The 19,316-nt window shown below is 59.2% G+C and carries 13 protein-coding genes and 10 pseudogenes; 13 read left to right on the top strand and 10 right to left on the bottom strand.

Annotated features, from left to right (window positions below; all coding sequences use genetic code 11):
- Positions 1 to 14: 14 nt before the first annotated feature.
- The 8 genes and pseudogenes from JFT80_RS09420 to JFT80_RS09455 all read left to right on the top strand — a co-directional run bounded on the left by JFT80_RS09420 (position 15) and on the right by JFT80_RS09455 (position 6,791).
- Complete coding sequence (locus JFT80_RS09420; protein ID WP_122837595.1) at positions 15 to 509, top strand: RidA family protein; 495 nt, start codon at positions 15 to 17, stop codon at positions 507 to 509.
- Between the two features lie 82 nt (positions 510 to 591).
- A pseudogene (locus JFT80_RS09425) lies at positions 592 to 1,058 on the top strand (cupin domain-containing protein).
- Positions 1,059 to 1,260: 202 nt separating this feature from the next.
- Positions 1,261 to 1,905, top strand: a complete 645-nt coding sequence (yfcF, locus tag JFT80_RS09430; RefSeq protein ID WP_201147673.1) for a glutathione transferase — start codon at positions 1,261 to 1,263, stop codon at positions 1,903 to 1,905.
- Between the two features lie 29 nt (positions 1,906 to 1,934).
- A complete protein-coding gene (locus tag JFT80_RS09435) occupies positions 1,935 to 3,275 on the top strand; it encodes a KamA family radical SAM protein (RefSeq protein WP_201147674.1) in 1,341 nt (446 codons plus the stop codon).
- 24 nt (positions 3,276 to 3,299) lie between these two features.
- Positions 3,300 to 4,174 (top strand): annotated as a pseudogene (locus JFT80_RS25430) (aminotransferase class IV).
- Positions 4,175 to 4,192: 18 nt separating this feature from the next.
- Entirely contained in the window at positions 4,193 to 4,948 is a 756-nt protein-coding gene (locus JFT80_RS09445; protein WP_201147675.1) for a TauD/TfdA family dioxygenase, read from the top strand.
- Positions 4,949 to 5,015: 67 nt separating this feature from the next.
- Positions 5,016 to 5,974: pseudogene (locus JFT80_RS09450) on the top strand (diiron oxygenase).
- A gap of 15 nt (positions 5,975 to 5,989) precedes the next feature.
- Positions 5,990 to 6,791, top strand: a pseudogene (locus tag JFT80_RS09455) (N-acyl homoserine lactonase family protein).
- Positions 6,792 to 6,883: 92 nt separating this feature from the next.
- On the opposite strand, the pseudogene JFT80_RS09460 reads toward JFT80_RS09455, so the two are convergent.
- The 5 genes and pseudogenes from JFT80_RS09460 to JFT80_RS09480 form a co-directional block, all read right to left on the bottom strand.
- Positions 6,884 to 8,303: pseudogene (locus JFT80_RS09460) on the bottom strand (PLP-dependent aminotransferase family protein).
- 339 nt (positions 8,304 to 8,642) lie between these two features.
- Entirely contained in the window at positions 8,643 to 9,344 is a 702-nt protein-coding gene (locus tag JFT80_RS09465; RefSeq protein ID WP_201147676.1) for a hypothetical protein, read from the bottom strand.
- A 234-nt stretch (positions 9,345 to 9,578) separates the two neighbouring features.
- Positions 9,579 to 10,078, bottom strand: a pseudogene (locus JFT80_RS09470) (hypothetical protein).
- 161 nt (positions 10,079 to 10,239) lie between these two features.
- Positions 10,240 to 11,755, bottom strand: a pseudogene (locus JFT80_RS09475) (ATP-binding protein).
- On the bottom strand, positions 11,752 to 12,462 hold the full coding sequence (locus JFT80_RS09480) for a response regulator transcription factor (RefSeq protein ID WP_201147677.1): 711 nt from the start codon (positions 12,460 to 12,462) through the stop codon (positions 11,752 to 11,754). The pseudogene JFT80_RS09475 and the gene JFT80_RS09480 overlap by 4 nt, the downstream one beginning before the upstream one ends.
- 151 nt (positions 12,463 to 12,613) lie before the next feature.
- Here JFT80_RS09480 and msrB point away from each other — a divergent pair, with 151 nt between their 5' ends.
- Both msrB and msrA read left to right on the top strand, forming a co-directional pair.
- The gene (gene msrB / locus JFT80_RS09485) at positions 12,614 to 13,138 is read left to right on the top strand and encodes a peptide-methionine (R)-S-oxide reductase MsrB (RefSeq protein WP_201147678.1); all 525 of its coding nucleotides are present in this window, start codon (positions 12,614 to 12,616) and stop codon (positions 13,136 to 13,138) included.
- 24 nt (positions 13,139 to 13,162) lie between these two features.
- Positions 13,163 to 13,867, top strand: coding sequence for a peptide-methionine (S)-S-oxide reductase MsrA (gene msrA, locus JFT80_RS09490; RefSeq protein WP_201147679.1), 705 nt, complete (start codon positions 13,163 to 13,165; stop codon positions 13,865 to 13,867).
- A gap of 2 nt (positions 13,868 to 13,869) precedes the next feature.
- On the opposite strand, the gene JFT80_RS09495 is transcribed toward msrA, so the two are convergent.
- From JFT80_RS09495 to JFT80_RS09510, 4 genes are all read right to left on the bottom strand, one after another.
- The gene (locus tag JFT80_RS09495; protein WP_201147680.1) at positions 13,870 to 14,367 is read right to left on the bottom strand and encodes an N-acetyltransferase; all 498 of its coding nucleotides are present in this window, start codon (positions 14,365 to 14,367) and stop codon (positions 13,870 to 13,872) included.
- A gap of 161 nt (positions 14,368 to 14,528) precedes the next feature.
- Positions 14,529 to 14,783, bottom strand: coding sequence for a Txe/YoeB family addiction module toxin (locus JFT80_RS09500; protein WP_122837611.1), 255 nt, complete (start codon positions 14,781 to 14,783; stop codon positions 14,529 to 14,531).
- Positions 14,780 to 15,034 (bottom strand): type II toxin-antitoxin system prevent-host-death family antitoxin, encoded by a 255-nt coding sequence (locus tag JFT80_RS09505; RefSeq protein ID WP_082069261.1) that lies wholly within the window; start codon positions 15,032 to 15,034, stop codon positions 14,780 to 14,782. Before JFT80_RS09505 ends, JFT80_RS09500 begins: the two co-directional genes overlap by 4 nt.
- A gap of 274 nt (positions 15,035 to 15,308) precedes the next feature.
- The gene (locus JFT80_RS09510; RefSeq protein ID WP_201147681.1) at positions 15,309 to 17,225 is read right to left on the bottom strand and encodes an alkaline phosphatase D family protein; all 1,917 of its coding nucleotides are present in this window, start codon (positions 17,223 to 17,225) and stop codon (positions 15,309 to 15,311) included.
- A gap of 103 nt (positions 17,226 to 17,328) precedes the next feature.
- Here JFT80_RS09510 and JFT80_RS09515 point away from each other — a divergent pair.
- Positions 17,329 to 17,463 (top strand): annotated as a pseudogene (locus JFT80_RS09515) (two pore domain potassium channel family protein); the annotation flags it as partial.
- A gap of 53 nt (positions 17,464 to 17,516) precedes the next feature.
- A pseudogene (locus JFT80_RS09520) lies at positions 17,517 to 17,884 on the top strand (PH domain-containing protein).
- A 210-nt stretch (positions 17,885 to 18,094) separates the two neighbouring features.
- On the opposite strand, the pseudogene JFT80_RS09525 reads toward JFT80_RS09520, so the two are convergent.
- Positions 18,095 to 18,375: pseudogene (locus JFT80_RS09525) on the bottom strand (DUF3077 domain-containing protein).
- Positions 18,376 to 18,984: 609 nt separating this feature from the next.
- Between JFT80_RS09525 and JFT80_RS09530 the strand changes: the two are divergent.
- A complete protein-coding gene (locus JFT80_RS09530; protein WP_201147682.1) occupies positions 18,985 to 19,302 on the top strand; it encodes a hypothetical protein in 318 nt (105 codons plus the stop codon).
- Positions 19,303 to 19,316: the final 14 nt, after the last annotated feature.

The raw sequence follows: 19,316 nt of genomic DNA on the forward strand, positions 1-19,316 counted from the left end.
GAGAGGTAATACCCATGTTTGAACAAACAACTTGTGATGAGCGCTTCCTCACCCTTGCCAAGGAGTTGGGTTACGACATCTACGGCGAAAACACTGCCGGCGGCCACTACGCGCCGTTGGTACGGCACCATGATGAGCTGTATATCAGCGGCATGGTGCCGCGCATGAATGGCAAGATCCAATACCCCGGACGGGTTGGCCTGGAGCTCAGCCTCAGTGATGCCCAGGCAGCCGCCAGCATCAGTGCCATGCGCGGGCTGGCGTTGATAGTGGATGCCATCGGTTCGCTGGATAAAATCAAGTCGCTGGTGCGGGTCACTGTGTACGTGAAATCCACCGCGGACTTTGTCGACCTCAGTGAAGTGGCCAATGGCGCATCGGACGTCTTCAGTCATGTGCTGGGGGATGCGGGTAAACATACAAGAACCACAGTTGGGGTTTATCAGTTGCCAAAGAATGCGGCGGTGGAAGTGGACATGATCGCAGCCTTGCGGCCTTCTGCGTTATAAGCGCGGCGTGTTGGGTTTACAGTGTTGATGGCTTCACCTACTGTTCGGTGAATTGACGTCGACATCAAGTTGGAAGGCGCGAATGGATAATGTTCAAGGTGCTTTTTTTCATATGACGAGTTTCGCCAGAGTTTGCATCAGCCGCCCCAGAGTGCGCGGGTATGGACGAGCGATAAACTTGCCGCAATGCGCGAAAGTCTTGCGGCCAGCGAAGTCGATATCGTCGCATTGGCCCACGACAGCAGCCTTGAAGGCTGCAAGTTGACACCGGGTGTGGCGGTGTCCATGCAATGGTTGAAACCCGGCGCTGTGTTGAATGGCCACGCCCATGGCTGGTGGCATCTGTTTGTCATACAGGCCGGCAGCGGCCTGCTGACCATGGGCGAGGATGACGAGGTGCGCGCCAGCACCGGCGACGTCCTGCTGGTGCCCGCCTGGACCCGACATGGCTTCGTCAACACCAGCACCACCGAGTCGATGGCCATGCTCAACATGAGCAACATGCCGCAATTGGCGTTGCTTTCCAGTATGGCCAACGCAGTGAGCTGAGCCTCGACAACCCCCAAACTCTGTTTGCTGTCCTTCCGGGAGTCCGCATTAGCCGACTCCCTTTTTTGTTTTTGTATTCTCCGATGCGCGATTTCTGTATCCGTGTAAACAGATAGTTTCTGTATCTGTTCAGTGCGTGAGCAACTATCTAGCATCGACTCCAGTGCAACGGATTAATAGTCTTGATGCAAGGGAGTGGTCCATGGAAAGTGCAAAGATAAAGTTGTACGTAGGGGCGGATTTTGTCAGTGCTTTTGCCATGTCGGCATTTGTGGCGCTGAAGGAAAAACAACTTCCGTTTGAATGTGTAACCCTTGATTTGGAAAGTAGAGAGAACTATCAGGCGAGTTATCGAGACCTGTCGATGACTTGTAAGATACCTACCCTGGTCCATGAAGACTTCGCGCTTTCAGAGTCTTCGGCCATTGCCGAGTACCTGGACGAAATAGCGCCCGAGGGCCGAAAACTGTTCCCGGCAGACACCCGGCTACGCGCCCGGGCCCGCCAGCTTCAGGCCTGGTTACGCAGCGACTTGCTGATCATTCGCCGGGAGCGTCCGGCGGATCTCATCTACTTCGGAACAAAAGACACGCCCCTGTCCGAGGAGGCCCTGGTGGCCGTGGACCGATTGTTCTTCGTGGCCGATCGCCTGCTCAAAGGCGGCGCCGATCACCTGTTCGGTGACTGGAGCATCGCTGATACCGACCTGGCAATCATGCTCAACCGCCTGCTTGCCAATGGCGATCATGTGCCGGCGCGACTTGCCGCCTATGTTCGCCGGCAGTGGGACCGCGACAGCGTGCGGGCGTGGATGGACATCGAGCGCACAGCGCCGGCTGCCCAGTAACTCGCCAGGAATTCATCGGGAGCGCTGCCATGCAGGGAATGTCGGAGCTGCACAGATACAAGCCCTATAACGCCCGGACCATCCGCGAGACGCCGTACTGGCACAGGCTCACGCCAGCGTTACAGGAAGCCATGGACGTGGTCGCGCGGGTGATGCCGTTTCGCACCAACGAATACGTGCTGGAAACATTGATCGACTGGGACAACATTCCCGACGATCCGATTTTCCGCATGACTTTCCCCCACCCGGACATGCTGTTGCCGAAGGAGTATGTGTCGCTCAAGCAACTGATCGAGCAGGACGACGCTGCGGCCATCAAGCGCCGAATCGAAGCAATCTGGCTGCGCATGAACCCCCATCCGGCCGGCCAGCTGACCCATAACAGCGCAAGCCTGGACGGTAAAGTCCTGCCGGGCATTCAGCACAAGTACCGGGAAACCGTGCTGTTCTTCCCTGGCGCCGGCCAGACCTGTCACGCGTACTGCACCTTCTGTTTTCGCTGGGCGCAGTTCATCGGTGAAGAAGAACTCAAGTTCAACGCCCGTGAGTCCCAGGAACTGGTGAGTTACCTGCGGGTGCACACCGAAGTCACTGACGTGCTGATCACCGGCGGTGACCCGATGATCATGAACACTCGCTCGCTGGCCGGTTACATCGAGCCGCTGCTGGAGTTGCCGCACCTGCGCAGTATCCGCATCGGTACCAAGTCGGTGGCTTACTGGCCGCAGCGGTTCGTCAGCGACAAGGATGCCCCCGAGCTGCTGGCACTGTTCCGGCGAATCGTCGCGGCAGGCAAGCACTTGTCAGTGATGGGGCACTACAACCACCCGGTCGAGCTGCGCCAGGACATCGCCCGCCAGGCCGTCGAACGCATTCGCTCCACCGGCGCCGTGTTGCGCATGCAGGCGCCGGTGATCCGCCATATCAACGAAAACCCCGCCGATTGGGCCGAGCTCTGGACCGAAGGCGTGCGACTTGGCGCGGTGCCCTATTACATGTTCGTCGAGCGCGACACCGGCCCTCGTCATTACTTTGCAATGCCGCTGGCCCGGGCCTTCGAGATTTTCCAGGCGGCCTATCGCAGCGTGTCCGGGCTCGCCCGCACGGTGCGCGGCCCCTCGATGAGCACCTTCTACGGCAAGGTTCTGATCAACGGGATTGAAACCGTGGCCGGAGAAAAAGTCTTCGTGTTGCAGTTTCTCCAGGCCCGGGATCCGCAATGGGTGCTGCGCACCTTTCATGCGCAATTCGATCCCCACGCCAGCTGGTTCGATGACCTGCGCCCAGCTTTTGGCGAGCGGCGATTCTTCTTTCAGGACGAGCCGCTGGCTGCACCCGAATTGATACCGGTCCTGCTGGAAACGGCATAGGACGATTCATCAGGAGACATGGACATGAGTGGCATCCCGTTTGATCAGCGCGAAGGGGTTATCTGGCTCGACGGCGAGTTCGTCGAATGGTCCCAGGCGCGCTTGCATGTGTTGACCCATGGTTTGCATTACGCGAGCACCGTGTACGAAGGCGAGCGTGTGTACAACGGCAGAATCTTCAAGCTGCGCGAACACAGCGAGCGGTTGTATCGCTCGGCACAATTGATGGATTTCGTGATTCCCTATGAGCTGGCCGAACTGGAATCGGCCAGCCATGAACTGCTGCAGCGCAATCACGTGGTCGACGGATACGTGCGGCCGGTGGCATGGCGTGGCAGCGAAATGATCTCGACTTCGGCCCGCTTCAATCGCGTGCACCTGGCGATCGCCTGCTGGCAATGGCCGAGTTACTTCGACCCGGCAGGGCACATGGGCGGCATTCGCCTGAAGACCGCCGACTGGCGCCGGCCGCCCCCAGCAGTAGCCCGTTCGAAGCCAAGGCTTCGGGGCATTACCAGATCGCCACCCTGAGCAAGCACGATGCAGAAAACAACGGCTTTCACGATGCGCTGATGCTCGACTGGCGCGGCCATGTCGCCGAGGCCACCAGCGCCAACGTGTTCTTCGTCAAGGACCGGACGCTGCACACGCCGCTGCCCGACTGCTTCCTCAACGGCATCACCCGCCAGACCGTAATCGAATTGGCCGGGGCGCTGGATTACCAGGTGGTCGAGCGCACGATTCTTCCTACTGAGCTCAGCGACTTCGAGGAGTGTTTTCTGACGGGCACCGCTGCCGAAATCACCCCCGTGCGCAGCATTGACGAGCAGCGCTATCGCCCGGGCAACGCCTGTCGCGAATTCATTGCCGCCTACACCGCCACCGTCAACGCCGGATAAACCGCCAGGAATCTCACCATGTCCGATCAAGGGATTGCATTTAAAACTGATGTTTCACTGGGCCACCGCCACGAAGAATTGGCAGCACGGGGCTGGACAGTACTGACCGCCGACGAATTTGCCGATGACGTGGTCGGCACCCTGCAGCAGTTCGGTCCGATCATTCCGCAGTTCAACGGCCAGACAGCGTTCGCGATTACGCGCAAGCCGGGCTACGAAGACCTGCCGTACTCCCAGAGCATGAACGGTATCGGCCCGCACACCGAGGCACCGGTCTATGCTCCGCCGCCACGTTACCTGGCGTTGCATTGTCATCAACAGGCGACCTGCGGCGGCGGCCACACGGGCCTGGTCGACGGCTACCGGTTCCTGGCATTGCTGGAACGCACCGAGCCGCAGTTGCACCAGTGGCTCGTCGAGACGCCCGTGGAGTTCGTGGCCACGGCCAAGCCTGGGGAAGCCGCGCAACGGCGGGTTAAGGAATACATCCTGACGCCGACGCCAGACGGCGACATCTTCCGTTTCAGCTACAACCAGTTTCACTACGGCGACGTCAATCCCTCCAAAGAAAATCTGCAGCAATCGCTGGTGGCCAACAGCACCTCGCCGCTGGCGCGGTTCGCGGTGCTGGGGGAAGCGTATTTCCTGGAGCACAACACCCCGGTGTTGATCCCGAACGGCTGCCTGCTGATTTGGGACAACTGGCGGATGATCCACGCCCGCAGTCGTTACACTGACCCGGCGCGCAACCTGACCCGCTACTGGCTGGCCTGATTTTTCCGGTGCCGTTCATTTTATTTGCGTACCCCTGGGTGGGTACGCGTCCTACAGGTAATGCGTTATGCAAACAGCCATCGAGATCGCCAAAGTCGATCATCAATTGATCGTGCGGCTCAACCAGGCATGGACCAAACGAGCCACGGTGTGTGCGCCGGACAAGTGGCAGGCCGGCGAAGCCTTCGACCCTGCGCGTCCGGATTACCCGGAGTGCATGGTGCCGTTTTTTCATCACCCGAAATTCCAGGCCCTGAGCGAGGAGCTCAAGAGCAGCGTGCTGACCTGGGGCTGGATCGGCTACAACCTGCGCACGGTCACGGCCGAAGAACATGTGGTAAACCCCGCATTGAGCGTCATCGCCAATCAATACCTGGGGCAGCATGACTGGCATTTTCGCGAGGCGATGCAGCAGACGCTGATCGACGAGCACTACCACACCCTGATGCACCTGCGCGCGATCGAGCGCACCCGGGTCGACCGCGCGCTGGACCAGACGCTGGACTTGCCGCCGTCGGTGACTTATCTGCGGCTGCTGGCCCTGCGCGAAGCATTGCCCGAACAGTGGCAGCGGGACCTGGCCTCGATCACTTTTGCAGTGGTGGCCGAAATCAGCGTCAATGCCTACCTGGATCTATTGGCGGACGACCAGAGCATCCAGCCGCAAAACCGTCGCGTGGCCGAGCTGCACAATCGTGACGAGTATGCCCACAGCAAGGTCCTGGCCGAGGTGGCCAAGGTCATGTACGGGAACATGCAGCCGCCGCAGCGGGAATTTTCGCCCGTACGTTGTCCGTGGCCCTGAGTGCGTTTGTCGCCCAGGACTACTCGATGTGGGAAGCGATCCTGACTCAACTGGGGGTTGAGGACGCGGCGCTGATCATCGCCGACACCCGTGAGAGCAACCGTAATGCGACCATCATGCGCGACTACAGCGGGCTCCAGCGTCTGGCCGAGGACCTGGGTATCACCGGGCAAATCGATTTCGACTTCCGGCCGACGCTCAAGACCGCATCGGTGGCCTGAATCAGGAGTTGCGCCATGTCCGTTCCCGAGTACGAAGTGTTCGCCATCCGTGTCGGTGCCAATGCCCAGCGCACGGCACGGGAGAAATTTTCTGTACGACGCCTGTTGTGGTGATCCTGACGCGCCGATGCCGCTGGATTATTACTTCTGGGTGATTCGCCATGAGCAACGCGTGATCGTGGTGGATACCTGTTTCCAGCCGGCCACCGCAGATCGGCGCAACCGTCAGATGTATCGCTTGCCGGAAGAATCCCTACGCCAACTGGGGATTGATCCGGCGCAGGTCGACAACCTGGTCCTGACTCATCTGCACTGGGACCATGCCGGAAACCTGGGTTTGTTTCCCAAGGCCACCGTGCACCTGCAGGAGGCGGAACTGCGCTTCTGCACCGGACCGAAAATGGCCCATCGCACGGTGAACAAAACCTACGAAGTCGACGACGTGATGTCGGCGCTGCCGCCGCTGTTCGAGGGGCGCATGCGTTTGCACACTGGCACCGTCGAGGTCGCCGCCGGCGTGACCCTGCATCCAGTGGGCGGGCACACGCCGGGCAGCCAGGTGGTGCGGGTCAATACCCGGCGCGGTTGGATTGTGCTGGCTTCGGACGCTGCGCATTTGTGGGTGAACATTCGCCAGCGCAGTCCGTTTCCGATTATCGATGACCTGGCGCAAACGCTGGAAGCCTTCAACGAGATCGAGCGCCTGGCGGACGGCGAGGAGCACGTCATCCCTGGCCACGACCCCCTGATCGCCGAGCGTTTTGCGCATTGGAATGATGACCCGCACATCATCTGCCTGCACGAAAACCCCAGCTGAAAAACGCATTGGGGCCTGCACCTGAACCCGACCTGCAACACAGCCCTCGTACGGGTTACGTATACACCCCAGGTATCTCCATCAAACCGGCTTCACCTCTGGTTTTTCAGGAGTAGTCCCAGGGTCGCCACCGCCTCCTCGATCCTCGGCGTGAACGGCGCGCCACACGCGATTCTCAGGCAGTGCCCAAACCCCGGCCCATTGGAAAAGATATCCCCAGGCAAAATCTGAATACCCACCTTCAACCCCTCATGAAACAAACGCATCGAGGCATACCCAGGCGGCAATTCCACCCATAACAGGGTGCCGCCCTGCGGCTCGGTCACGCGGGTGTCTTGGGGAAAATGCCGCAGGATCGCGGTGTGCATCTGCTGGCGCTGCTGGGTCAGGGTGTTCCTCAGTCGGCGCAGGTAACGTTCGTAGGACGGCGTCTTCATGAACGCACTCACCGCCAATTGCGACAGCGCCTCACACCCCTCGACTGGCTGTGCTTGAGCATCTCCACCCGGTCGTGCCAGCGCCCGGCACTGATCCAGCCCAGGCGCATCCCCGGCGCGAGGGTCTTGTTCAGCGAGGCGCAGTAGATCAGGTTGTCGCTGCGGTCCCAGTGTTTCAGCGTGGACAACGGTTGCTCGGTGTCCACCAGGTCGCCGTAGGTGTCGTCCTCGATCAGCACCGTGGCGTGCTCGGCGCACAGTTGCACCAGTCGGGCCTTGTGCGAGTCGGGCATGATGCTGCCCAGGGGGTTTTGCAGATTGGGTATCACGATCACGGCGCAGATCCGTTCAGCACCTCGTAGTAATTGTTCCAGGGCAAACAGATTGATCCCGCAGTGCGCCGTTGCCGGCACCTCGCGCACCCGCAGATTAAGGCTTTCGAGAATCTGCAGCAGGCCGTGGAAGGTTGGCGACTCGACGGCAACCGTATCACCGGGCTGGGTGACGGCGCGCAGGGCCAGGTTAAGCGCCTCGGTGGCGCCGTTGGTGATCACGATCTGCTCGGCGCTCAGGTGGGTTTTGCTGGTCAGGGCGCGGCGAGCGAGGATGTTGCGCAGTGCGAGGTTGCCGCTGGTGGGCGCGGTGGTGCCCAGCAGCTGTTGATTCTGACGCAACGCCTTGACCATGTGGTCCTGCAGGGTCTTCAGCGGGTAGAGCTGCGGCGCGCAATAAGGGTTGGCGAAATTGACTTTGATCGTCGCTCGCTGGCTCGCCTTGAGTACCGACGACACCTGTTGGTGAATGCCGACGTATGCATCGGCAGCCAGCGGCGGCGGTGGCAGGGGTGGGGCAGGGGTTCCGGCTGGCGAATATAGTTGCCCGAGCGCGGACGCGCCTCCAGCACCCCCTGGCCCTCCAGCTCCCGGCACACCTGCACCGCAGTCGACAGGCTGACCGCGTGCTTCTCCATCATCAGGCGGATCGACGGAAAGCGTTCGCCGGTTTTCAAGGTGCCGCTGCGGATCGCGTCGAGGTAGTGATTGGCTAACTGACGGTACAGGGGAAGTGTGTTCATGCAGGCCTCAGCAGTTGCACCACTGAGGTCGGGGCTGGACAGTGAGTAGACGCTCCCCGCAGGCGGACCCATGGTGCTCGAGGGTTAAGGGAAGTGTTAGTGCTGATTCGATACTGGAACAGTAGTCGCGGACTTGCCTGAATCGCAGGCAATAAAAAGCCCCGCACAGGGGCGGGGCTTGGGAGAAACACGAGCTGGCGAAAAAGCCTGCAGCTTGCTCGCGCTTGAGTGGGCAGCACTCAAAAAAGAAGCCGTGCTGCCACTATTACGCGGCCGCTACGCAATCCAGGGGCGCGAGCTCCCGCGCCACGGGGAGGGCGCTGCGCTGCGGGAGGTGTGTTACTGGGCAGCGATGCTGAAGCCATCGAACGCTGTCTGTTGCTGCAGGGCGGTGATGATGTTCTTGCGGTTCACAGCCTGCTCGGTGCCCTCGTTATCAACGAAGACTTCGCTTTCCAGTTCCGCTTCTTCACCTTCACCGACGAAGGTGAAACCGAGGAATTCCAGCGCTTCACGGTCAACGCTCAGGCGCGAGCGCGGCGTGCGCATTGGCAGAGTTACGCTGATGCCGTCTTTACTGATGGTGAAGATTTCGACTTCTTTCTTCTTGGCTGTTTTGCTCTTGCCGCCACTCGGGTTGCTGATCGCCTGATGAGTCTGGTTCAGCACTTTGAGAGCCAGGCCGTAAACGATTTCCTGGAACGCCGGATCGTCCTTGAAGCTGGACAGGATGCGGCCGATCGGGAACTTGCTGCTGAGGTCTTCCAGTGCCGCGATATCAGCGGCCTCGGCGTCCTTGAGCTGCTTGAGTTCGCCCATCAGTTCGTAGGCCTTGTCATCGTCAAAGCTGTCGTGAGCCTGGCGGATCGCGGCACGCAGTTCGCGGATCTGGTCGCTTTCACGGGTCGACTGGAACGCGTCCAGGACCATCTCGCTGATGATTTTGGCTTGTGGCAGGTGTTGTGAAAGATTGATGGAGTTTTCGTATTCCGCTTTGGACGATTCGGTGACTACGGATTCAGCGGTGTTGAAATCGGACATTGAAATTTCACTACTTTTTAACTTGAGTGGAGATGAGCAAGCCCGTGGGCTTTTTCAGGCCGACTAATCTATTGGACCGGCGTCGTGTTGTCACGGACGAACAGGCCAGCGGCCAAAACATCCACCTCGGTACCCTCGTAGGAGCTGCCGCAGGCTGCGATCTTTTGATCCTGATCCTGATCCTGGCGGCCCCCACCTAGCCAAAGATCAAAAGATCGCAGGCTTCGCCAGCTCCTACGCATGAGTTGCCTTGAGGCCGCGAAACACCTGATAGAACCTGATCGAACGCCCGCAGAACAGACCGCTGGCAATCCCGGACGCGCAGGCCTTGAGCAACAGCAATGGCAGCGTGTTGGATTGTTGCGGGTGAACCTCGGCCTCATAGCCGAAGTAGTAATTGACCGCAAACAACAGCAGATAGAGCACCAAGGTCTTGCTGGTACCGGGCAGGATCAGCCCGGCTCCCGAGGCATCCAGCCTGACGTCCTGGCTGGAAAAACCAGCAGGCCAGCGGCGCTGCCCACCAGTACGGCGACCAGCCAGAAGCCCAGCGATAACACCGGATGCAGCGCCAGATTGAGCGAATACAGGGACCAGGCGAGCAGGATCGGCGGCGTGATCAGCAGCGAGATTTTGCTTTCCCGGGTGGGGGAGAGGGCCTTGATCCCGAAATAGCAAAGCAGTACGAAGAGCGCGTAGACCCACGGCGGGGTATTTTGCAGGGCGTTGAGCATCTTGACGTGTCCGTGTCGAAAAGCGAGCGTGGATATTAGCCCTGTCGGGTTCTGTGCATTGGCCTATTTTCACGCGGGGCGGTGAACTATCCGAACGTGTCTTGCCTGCCTGAGAGCCCTGTGGGAGCAAGGCTTGCCCGCGATGCAGGCACCGCGGTCCTTCAGACCTTTCCCGGCGTATTCAGATTCATCGACCGCACCGCCAATTGCGTGGCAACTTCCTCATCCACTGGCAACGAAAACACCAACGTCGCCCCTTGGCCCGGCACATCCAGCAAACGAATCTCGCGGCCATGCAACTGCAGAATCCGCTGCACAATTCGCAACCCCAATCCGCCATCCCGCCGCGCGCCGCCAATGTTGAACGGCCGCAGAAACAACCCCTCACGTAACTGCGCAGCAATCCCCGGGCCGCTGTCACTGACCGTGATCTCGACGAACCCGCCCTGCGGGACCAGGCTGATGCTGATGATTCCGCCCACCGGCGTATGGCGCAGGGCGTTATCGAACAGGTTGGTCAGCACCCGCTCGATCAGCCCCAGGTCGGCAAAGACCCCGGACACCGTTGACGCAAAGTTGGCCTTGAGTTGCACCTGGCGCGCTTCGGCGGTCAGTTCGAACTTCTGGAAAATGTCCTGCACCAGGTCGGTCAAGGAAAACCGCTCCAGCACGGGCTGCACAAATCCATGCTCCAGCCGCACCAGCTCCAGCAGCGACTGTGCCAGCCCGCCAACCTTGCGGCTCTGATCCAGGGCGATGCCCAGGTAACGGCGGCGGTCGGCCACCGACAAGCGTCGCGTCCTTGAGCGACAAGGTTTCCAGATAACCATGCAACGACGCCAGGGGCGTGCGCAGGTCGTGGGAGATGTTCGCCACCAGCTCGCGCCGCTCCTGGTCCTGGCGAGTCAACGAGCGCCATTGTTCGCTCAGGCGCGCCTGCATCTGGCGGAAGGCGGCGTCGAGTACGGCGATTTCGTCATGGCTGGCGGCTTTTTCCACGGGTGCCGGGGGTGTTTGCGGCATGCCATCGATATCGAACTGGCTGACGTTCGCGGTCAGGCGCCTCAAGGGCCGGGTGATCAGCGAGAAGGCCGCGAGACCGGCGATCAGGCATAGCAACGCCACCAGCCCGATTGACCACAGGGCCGTGTTCAGCGCCGCGCTGGTGGCGCCTTGTTCGGCGAAGCGGTCATGTTCCTCGCCGAGCAGTACCACATAGAGGTAGCCAACCGGCTTGCCATCGACCTTCAACGGCGCGGCGCTGAACACCTTACGCCCTTCAATGCTGCGCGGGTCATCGCCAAGGATCGGCAGAGGTTGATCGTTGAGCAGTTGGCGGATCGGCGCCAGATCGACCTGCTGCCGACGAAGCCGGCCCTCGGGTGCGGCATTGCCGACGATCCGCCCCTCGGTGTCGAGCAGATACACCTCGACACTCGGGTTGACCAGCATCAACTGACTGAACAGTTCGCGCACGGCACCGGGCATCAGGCCATTGCTGTCCATCAGCACCGTGTCGTGGGCGATGTGTTGCGCCAGATCCCTCGACAGCCCCTGCACCACCTCCAGCTCATGCATCTGACTGGAACGCACTTGCAGCCATGCCGAGGTGCCGCAGCACACCAGCAGCAACACGGCGAAAACGATGGACAGGCGCTGCGTCAGGGTCAATTTCATGGATGTTCTGCACCGAATTTATAGCCGCGGCCCCACACCGTGAGGATGCGCGAGGGCTGGGCCGGATCTTTTTCGATCTTTGCCCGCAGGCGATTGATGTGGGTGTTCACCGTGTGTTCGTAGCCCTCATGGCTGTAGCCCCAGACGGCGTTGAGCAGGTCCATGCGCGAGAATACTTTGCCCGGTTGGCGCGCGAAGAAGTACAGCAGATCGAACTCCCGTGGCGTGAGATCGAGGCGCTGCCCGTCGAGACTGACATCGCGGGTGATCGGGTCGATGCTCAGGCCATCGAGGCTGAGGCTGCCGGCGTCCATCTTCAGATTGCGCGCCATCGCATCGACGCGGCGCAACAAGGCTTTGACCCGGGCCACCAGTTCGAGCATCGAAAACGGCTTGGCGAGGTAATCATCGGCGCCCAGTTCAAGGCCAAGAATGCGGTGCAATTCGCTGGAGCGGGCGCTGGTGATGATGATCGGCGTGTAGCGGGCCATGGCCCGGGCGCGGCGGCAGATTTCCAGACCGTCGACCCCCGGCAGCATCAGGTCGAGGATCAATGCATCCCAATGACCTTGCTGCAGCAGGCGCATGCCTTCGTCGCCGTCGGCGCTGTGTGTCACCTCGAATTGTTCATCCCGCAGATGCAGGCAAATGAGGTCGGCGATGTGCAGGTCGTCCTCGACCACGAGAACGCGTTTGGTCTGTTCCATGAAACTCAGTCCTTCGGCGCGATAGGCGCATTGTGCGGGTTTTCCTCCGGGCGAGTTATCACGAATTCGTTAACTTCCCGTGAGGATTTGGCGATCAAACCAAGCCTAGGCTGTGTTCCATGAAGGGCATCTGGAATTTTTGGAGACGGCCATGTTTTCACGGCGGCAGATTCTGTTAGCGGGCGGCGGGCTAGGGGTTGCAGCCCTGGTGGCGGGTGTATTGCCAAAATTTGCCGGTCGCCGCTCATTCATTGGCGATTTCATTGGCGATGCCAATGCCGCAGAGGTCTTCGAAGTGACGCACAGCGACAGTGAATGGCGTGCCCTGCTGAGCGACGAGCAATACGAAATACTTCGCGAAGAGGGCACTGAGCGCGCCTACAGCAGTGCGCTGAACGATGAACACCGGGACGGTACGTTCGCCTGTGCCGGTTGTGACCTGGCGCTGTTTTCCTCGGCCACCAAATTCGACAGCCGCACCGGCTGGCCGAGCTTCTGGGCGCCGCTGGACAACGCGGTGGGCATTCGCCAGGACCGTTCATTCGGCATGGTGCGCGAGGAGGTGCACTGCCGACGATGTGGCGGTCACCTGGGGCATGTCTTCGATGACGGGCCCCAACCCACTGGCCAGCGTTACTGCATGAACGGCCTGGCGATGAAATTCACGCCGGCTTGATCTTTCGTTTCGGGAGCTAGACCCATGAAATTATCCTTCACCTGGCGTCGCACACTGCTGAGCCTGGCCGCTGCTGGCGTTATCGGTCAATGCTCGGCCTTCTCCCTGGGCACCGGGGACGCAGTGGTCATTCCACCTCCGGCACTCGACCCAACCACCCAGGCCCGCAGTGAAACCGCAGTATTTGCCGGCGGCTGTTTCTGGGGCGTGCAGGGTGTGTTCCAGCACGTCAAGGGCGTGAAAAAAGCCGAGTCGGGATACGCCGGCGGTAGCGCCGATACCGCTCGCTACGAGCGAGTGAGCGACGGCGACACCGGGCACGCGGAAGCTGTCGAAGTCACGTTCGACCCGACTCAGGTCAGCTACGGCACCCTGCTGCAAATCTACTTCTCGGTGGCCCACAACCCCACCGAACTCAATCGCCAGGGGCCGGACAGCGGCACTCAGTATCGATCGGCGATTTTTATCCGCAGCGGCGAGCAGCAAAAGGTCGCCCAGGCGTACATCGCCCAGCTCGACGCCGCGCATTCGTTCAGCAAACCGATCGTGACCAAGCTGGAAAGTTACAACGGTTTCTACCCGGCTGAGGATGAACATCAGGACTTCCTGACGGAACATCCCACCTATCCCTACATCGTCATCAACGACTTGCCGAAAGTGGCGCAGTTGAAACAGCTGTTTGCGGATCGATACCAGGAGAAACCGGTGCTGATCAAGGGCGGGTCGTAACCTTAGGCCTGCACATCGGTCAGGCGCTTGCCCATTTCGAACGCGCGCATTTCAAACCCCAGTTCTTCATAGAGGCGCTGCGCCGGCGCGTTGAAGCCCCACACGGTCAAACGCAAATCCGCCGCGCCCTGGTCGAGCGCCCAGGCTTGGGCCTGCGCCATCAATGCGCGGCCAACGCCCTGGCCTCTGGCCGCCTGGTCAACACAGACCGAACCGATGCGCCCGACTCGCTGCGGTTGCATCAGCGAGCCCTTCGATTCGGTGACTTGCACGGTGATGAAACCTATCACCGTCGCAGCCTGTTCGGCGAGGAACACCGCGTGATTTTCGCCCTCCAGGCTTGGTCGCCAGAAGTCACTGTCGCGGGCGAAATCCCCGGTCGAGGGTGCGTAGATGTCCGGCCGGTGCTGGTGGTGCAGGCTGTTGAGTTGCTGGCCCAATCTGCAAATGGCCAGCAAATCCTGGGAAGTGGCTCGGCGGTAAAGGGTAGGGAATGTCATTGGCTGTCCTTGGCGTGTTGATGAAGCGAGATGCTCAACGCAGACACTAAACATCGTCGCTCTCCTTGTCGATCAGGTCACCGCGCAGACTAGTGCATGCCGGGCTTGACTGGATCCTGCTTGCCCCATCGCTGCATGGCGCATTGCCTACCAAGCCAAAATCAGTAGTGATACCGGCACATCACAACCCGAAGCTCTCCGTCCTCAACTGAATATACGAGGCGATGTTCTGCCGTGATTCGCCGGGACCAAAAGCCGCTCAAATTGTGTTTGAGCGGCTCAGGCTTCCCAAGTCCGGTGAAAGGCTCGCGCTGAATTGATTTGATCAGCAGGTTGATTCGCTTGAGGCCTGCCTTGTCATTGTGTTGGAACCACAGACAGTCGTCCCAACCTTCAGGAGTGAACTCGATATTCATTCTTCAATGAGTTGCCTGGCTTTGGTTTTTCCTGCGCGCAAATTGCCGATCGATTTGATCAGGCGCTCGGCATTGGCTGGAGAGCGCAGTAAATATGCCGTCTCCTCCAAAGCGTTGTATTCCGCCAGGGACATCATCACCACCGGCTCGCCTTTTTGACGAGTCACCAGCAGTGGGGCACGGTCTTCGTTCACTCGATCCATTGTTTCGGCCAAGTGCGCTCGAGCTGTCGTGTAGTTGATGGTTTGCATGTTGTAGTCCTCGCCTGAAGCTAAGAACGTACAGAAATGAGTACAGGATGGCAAGATAATACCTCTGAGTGGTCGCTACTCAAACGGTGCATTTGCGTATGAGCTGAGTATCACCCGATAGCCGCCGAGACGTTTCTGCTAGTGATGTAGGCCTTTTCCGATAAATGCGCCATCCTGCATTCCGCCAGGATCAGGTCGGTTTCTGACTGGGACGCTCTTACATATTCCTTTGTAGGCGTGAGCCTGCTCGCGGTACAGACGACCCGGGCCCCCGTCAGTCCTCTTGCGGCGCCACCATCCGCGTCTTCGGCAGGCCGTTTGAATTGTGTTGATAAATCGCCTGGGGCTGACCCTGTTCGTTAAAGAACACCTGCCCGATCCCCGCCGAATTCCACAGCCGTTCACCCGCTTCAGCATGCTCCGGCACATGCGGCACAATGCGCATCAGCCGACGCTTGGTCAGCCAGTTCAGCGGCGAGCGCGGCGAGTAGAGCCAGCGGTTGAGCCGGTCGAACCACTCCAGCAACCTCGGCGGAAACTCGTTCTTGATGCCACTGCTGGTGACCTGCCAGATCCGTGGTCCGGCCTTGCGGTGTCGGATAAGTACTTCGTAGACGAAGGAATAATGCACATCGCCGGACAGCACCACGTAATTACCCGGTGTGCGCGAGTGGCGGAAAATGTTCAGGATCACCTGCGCCGCGCCGCGATGGGCCATCCAGTTTTCCGCGTCCACCAGCAGTGGATATCCGCACCAACTGAAGACTTTCTGCACGGTTTCAATCAGCTTCACGCCGAAGATCGGCGCTGGCGAAACGATGATCGCCGACGGGTGATCGAGCAGCTCCTGTTGCAGTTCGCTCAAGGCCTCCCAGTCGAGCAGGCCGGAAGGTTGCTTGAGCGCCATCTCACTGCGCCAGCGCCGGGTGCGGGTATCGATGACCACCAGCGCAGGACTCGTCGGCAGTACGAAATGCCAATTTTGAAAGCGCAGCAGGTCGTCAATCAGATCGTCTTGCAGCGGGCTGTCGAGGTATTGGTCATCGCCGCTGGTGCTCAACCCCAGAGTTTTCTCCAGCAGCCCTTTGAAGGCGTCCGGGTTATTGCCCCAGCCCTGACACAACATGTAAGCGATCAACGCGTTGCCGATGATGCGTTTGGAGAACGGATGGCCGTAGGCCGTTTCCTCCCATTGCGCGGACAGGTTCCAGTCGTCGGTGATGTCGTGATCGTCGAAAATCATCAGGCTCGGCAGATGCGCCAGTGCTCGAGCGACGTTGCCCAGGCCAGCCTTGAAACCGTCGATCCGCGTCTGTTCGAGGGCATAGCGCTTGCGTCGTTCGGGCGTCAGCGCAGGGGCTTGCGGATTGATCAGCGCCCAGGCAACCGGCGACCATACCAGCAAGTACATCGCCATGACTTCGGCCAAAGTCACCAGGTGGTTATCGGCATTACTGCTGGTGAAAATCGGCTTACGCGCACCGCCGAAAAATCGCTCACGCAATGTCTCGTTGCCTTCCAGCGCCGGTAACAAATCCGCACGGTGGTAGTAACTGGCAGGGTGTTCGTAGAGCTTGGCGCTGTCACTGACAACGGCACCTTCGAGGTGTTCGTCGAACAGGCCCAGACGCTCGATCAAGGCGTGAATCGCCCTCAGCATCGGCCCGGCAACGTCGTCGGCGTAGACCTGATCGCCGCTCATCATCAACAGGGCCGGGCGTTGTTGCGGATCGGTTTCGGTTGCCAACAATCGATCGACACAGAGCAAACCATCCGCTGCGGGGTGATGTGGCTTGCGGCAGGAGCCATGTAGCAGTTGATCAATCCGCGAACGCAGAACGAAGTTCGGGCTCGTCGCATCGCCATACAGCAGATGCGGTGCCCACTCAGCGATCCCAGTGATGCCGTCAATCAGCAGGTCATAGTCGATACGCGTGTCGCAGGGCAGGGCGCTGTCGAGGAGCACATCGATCAAATGCACGAAAGCATGGCTGCCCACCGCAATCACCGTGCACTGCGTGGCATCGAGGCGGATGTCGGCGACACCCTGCACACGCAGGGTCAGCTCCAGCTCCCGCGACCCCACCAGCCACAGCAACAGCCGCGTGGGCTCCAGGCGCCGCAACAGCGGGCCGGCGAGAACCGGTGGCAGGGAGTGAAGATCGGCGGTTGGTGGCAGCGGTACGGACATCCGGTCAAGGCTCTTGGTGCGCAGAGGCGGGCGATGATAACGCAGGTGGCGGCGGACAGCGAAAGCATCGCGGCATCGCCGCGGGCACTTGTTGCGGTGCCGCGTGCCCAAACTCGGCGTATCGCGGATCCTGGCGATCCTGCCCGGGTTCAATGGCGTGTTGATGACCGCGATATTTGCGGCGGTCAGCGTTCGGGCGATTGAAGTGGCGGTGAAGGCCAGGGCGGGACAGGAGTAGGTAAGCCTGCGGCAACATGCTTAGATAGGCATTTAAACCATAGGGAATGGCACATGATCGACTTCAACAACAAAGGCTTCTTCAAGCTCAAGCAAAACGACGAATACGCCGAACGGGTTACCGCACTGCTATTGGAGGGGAGCAGGTCATCGACGCCTACAAATCCATGCGCGACGGCGTGGTGTTTACCAACAAACGCATCATCGCAGTCAACGTCCAGGGGCTGACGGGCAGCAAGAAAGACTTCACCTCATTGCCGTACAAGAACATCGTGGCGTACTCGGTGGAAACGTCGGGAACCTTCGATCTGGACTCCGAACTGGAGATCTACTTTTCGTCGCTGGGCAGAGTGAAATTCGAATTCACTGGCCGCACCTCGATGGTGGAAATCTCCAAGTTGATTTCCCAGCACCTGCTCTGAAGCGGGTGCCCCCGAAAAGCCGGGGCCTGGCACCATTCGCGCCCGACCCCGAACCAGCGGGAGCCCCACTGCACACCTCTAGCCCCCAGCAGACAACCAAAAATCCAGACCCCAAACACCACCCCTGTGGGAGCGGGCTTGCCCGCGATAGCGCCAGATCATCCACGACAAACCCAAATGACCCAGCACCATCGCAAGCCCACCCTCAGACTAACCCCCAGAATTCCCCCGCTCCCGCATCAAAACCTTCACCGAATCATCAACCAACGCCTTACTCATAGCCACCAGATAATGCGCAGCCCAAGCATGCCGCCCATTGTCCTTCGCATAAGCCGCATCCTCAGTCAGCGACTTGGCAAGGCTAAGAAAATCAGAAGCCATCGATAACGCATCAGCAATGGGCACGCCACCAATGACGTGAAACATCGCTTGATTACCGAGGTAGATCGCGGGGTGAAGCCGATGGTTTTGAGTTCTGGATTGTCGGTCATTTGCCACCTCCGGAGAGGGAGATGCAGTGGCCGAGGGTGGATGGTGGGGCGTTACGCAACTGGGAACAGCGTAGAGGGGGAAGCCAAACTTCGTACGGTTTGATTCTGCGCATTTCAGGTGCTCCTAGATTTAAGAAGCTGCCACGTTCGTTTCCAAGCGAATGGGTGACAGCTGTGCGCAGGTTGGAAAACCGGGAATCTAGGAAACCGGCACGCCCGAAGACGTCCCACGCACAGCCGCCATAGATCACGACTGCGAGAGTAAAAACTCCTGCAAACGTGAGTAAGGCACTGATGCGCTTCCAGATTTGATCGGGTTTCCAAGCCCGGTCGCTGAGTTGGCAGCGACGGCGGAAGGGTATCGCGCAGGCCCTTTTCCTGCAACCTTTGAAAACATCCTGTTTGAGGCACAATCACTGGAAACTAGCCAACTTAGTAGCAGTAAAGATGTAAAATTGTTTAAGAGCTTTCCGATATCTGTTTCGGCATTTTTAATGCGGGCAGTACTTAAAAAGTGCGTTGCGCATTTTTGTACTCAGTATGAGCGAAATTTGGCAGAGATTTTTTATTTTGAGGCTATGATAATAAGTTAAATGATCAGGGGGTTTTATGGACGTTAGCATATATAATATTGCTAGGTTGTTTAGCAGTAAGCATGTCGGGCAATCAAAAATTAGCAAGCTAGAGGGAGGATTAATACAAGGAAAAAATAATGTAGATAAGTTAGAGTGTGCCATCAAGTCTAACTACCACCACATGTTTGGCTTGTCGCAGGTAGATGCATTGAAGTTTTTAGAAAAAACAGAGTTGCAGCTAGATAAAACACGTGCTAAAGCAGCAAGTTTCCGAGATACTGTTAATAATGAATATCACAAAAAATCCGTGCAGAAAGATAGATCGCTGAAAGTAAATGAAAGTTTACTTTAGAGTGAAGGCTTAGG

This window comes from Pseudomonas sp. TH10, from assembly GCF_016651255.1.
GTDB lineage: Bacteria > Pseudomonadota > Gammaproteobacteria > Pseudomonadales > Pseudomonadaceae > Aquipseudomonas.

Coding starts and splice junctions, on each gene's coding strand:
- JFT80_RS09495 (WP_201147680.1), bottom strand. CDS start 14,367: ATGACATTCCCTACCCTTTACCGCCGAGCCACTTCCCAGGATTTGCTG.
- msrA (WP_201147679.1), top strand. CDS start 13,163: ATGAAATTATCCTTCACCTGGCGTCGCACACTGCTGAGCCTGGCCGCT.
- JFT80_RS09420 (WP_122837595.1), top strand. CDS start 15: ATGTTTGAACAAACAACTTGTGATGAGCGCTTCCTCACCCTTGCCAAG.
- JFT80_RS09445 (WP_201147675.1), top strand. CDS start 4,193: ATGTCCGATCAAGGGATTGCATTTAAAACTGATGTTTCACTGGGCCAC.
- msrB (WP_201147678.1), top strand. CDS start 12,614: ATGTTTTCACGGCGGCAGATTCTGTTAGCGGGCGGCGGGCTAGGGGTT.
- JFT80_RS09465 (WP_201147676.1), bottom strand. CDS start 9,344: ATGTCCGATTTCAACACCGCTGAATCCGTAGTCACCGAATCGTCCAAA.
- JFT80_RS09530 (WP_201147682.1), top strand. CDS start 18,985: ATGGACGTTAGCATATATAATATTGCTAGGTTGTTTAGCAGTAAGCAT.
- JFT80_RS09480 (WP_201147677.1), bottom strand. CDS start 12,462: ATGGAACAGACCAAACGCGTTCTCGTGGTCGAGGACGACCTGCACATC.
- JFT80_RS09505 (WP_082069261.1), bottom strand. CDS start 15,034: ATGCAAACCATCAACTACACGACAGCTCGAGCGCACTTGGCCGAAACA.
- JFT80_RS09510 (WP_201147681.1), bottom strand. CDS start 17,225: ATGTCCGTACCGCTGCCACCAACCGCCGATCTTCACTCCCTGCCACCG.
- JFT80_RS09500 (WP_122837611.1), bottom strand. CDS start 14,783: ATGAATATCGAGTTCACTCCTGAAGGTTGGGACGACTGTCTGTGGTTC.
- JFT80_RS09435 (WP_201147674.1), top strand. CDS start 1,935: ATGCAGGGAATGTCGGAGCTGCACAGATACAAGCCCTATAACGCCCGG.
- yfcF (WP_201147673.1), top strand. CDS start 1,261: ATGGAAAGTGCAAAGATAAAGTTGTACGTAGGGGCGGATTTTGTCAGT.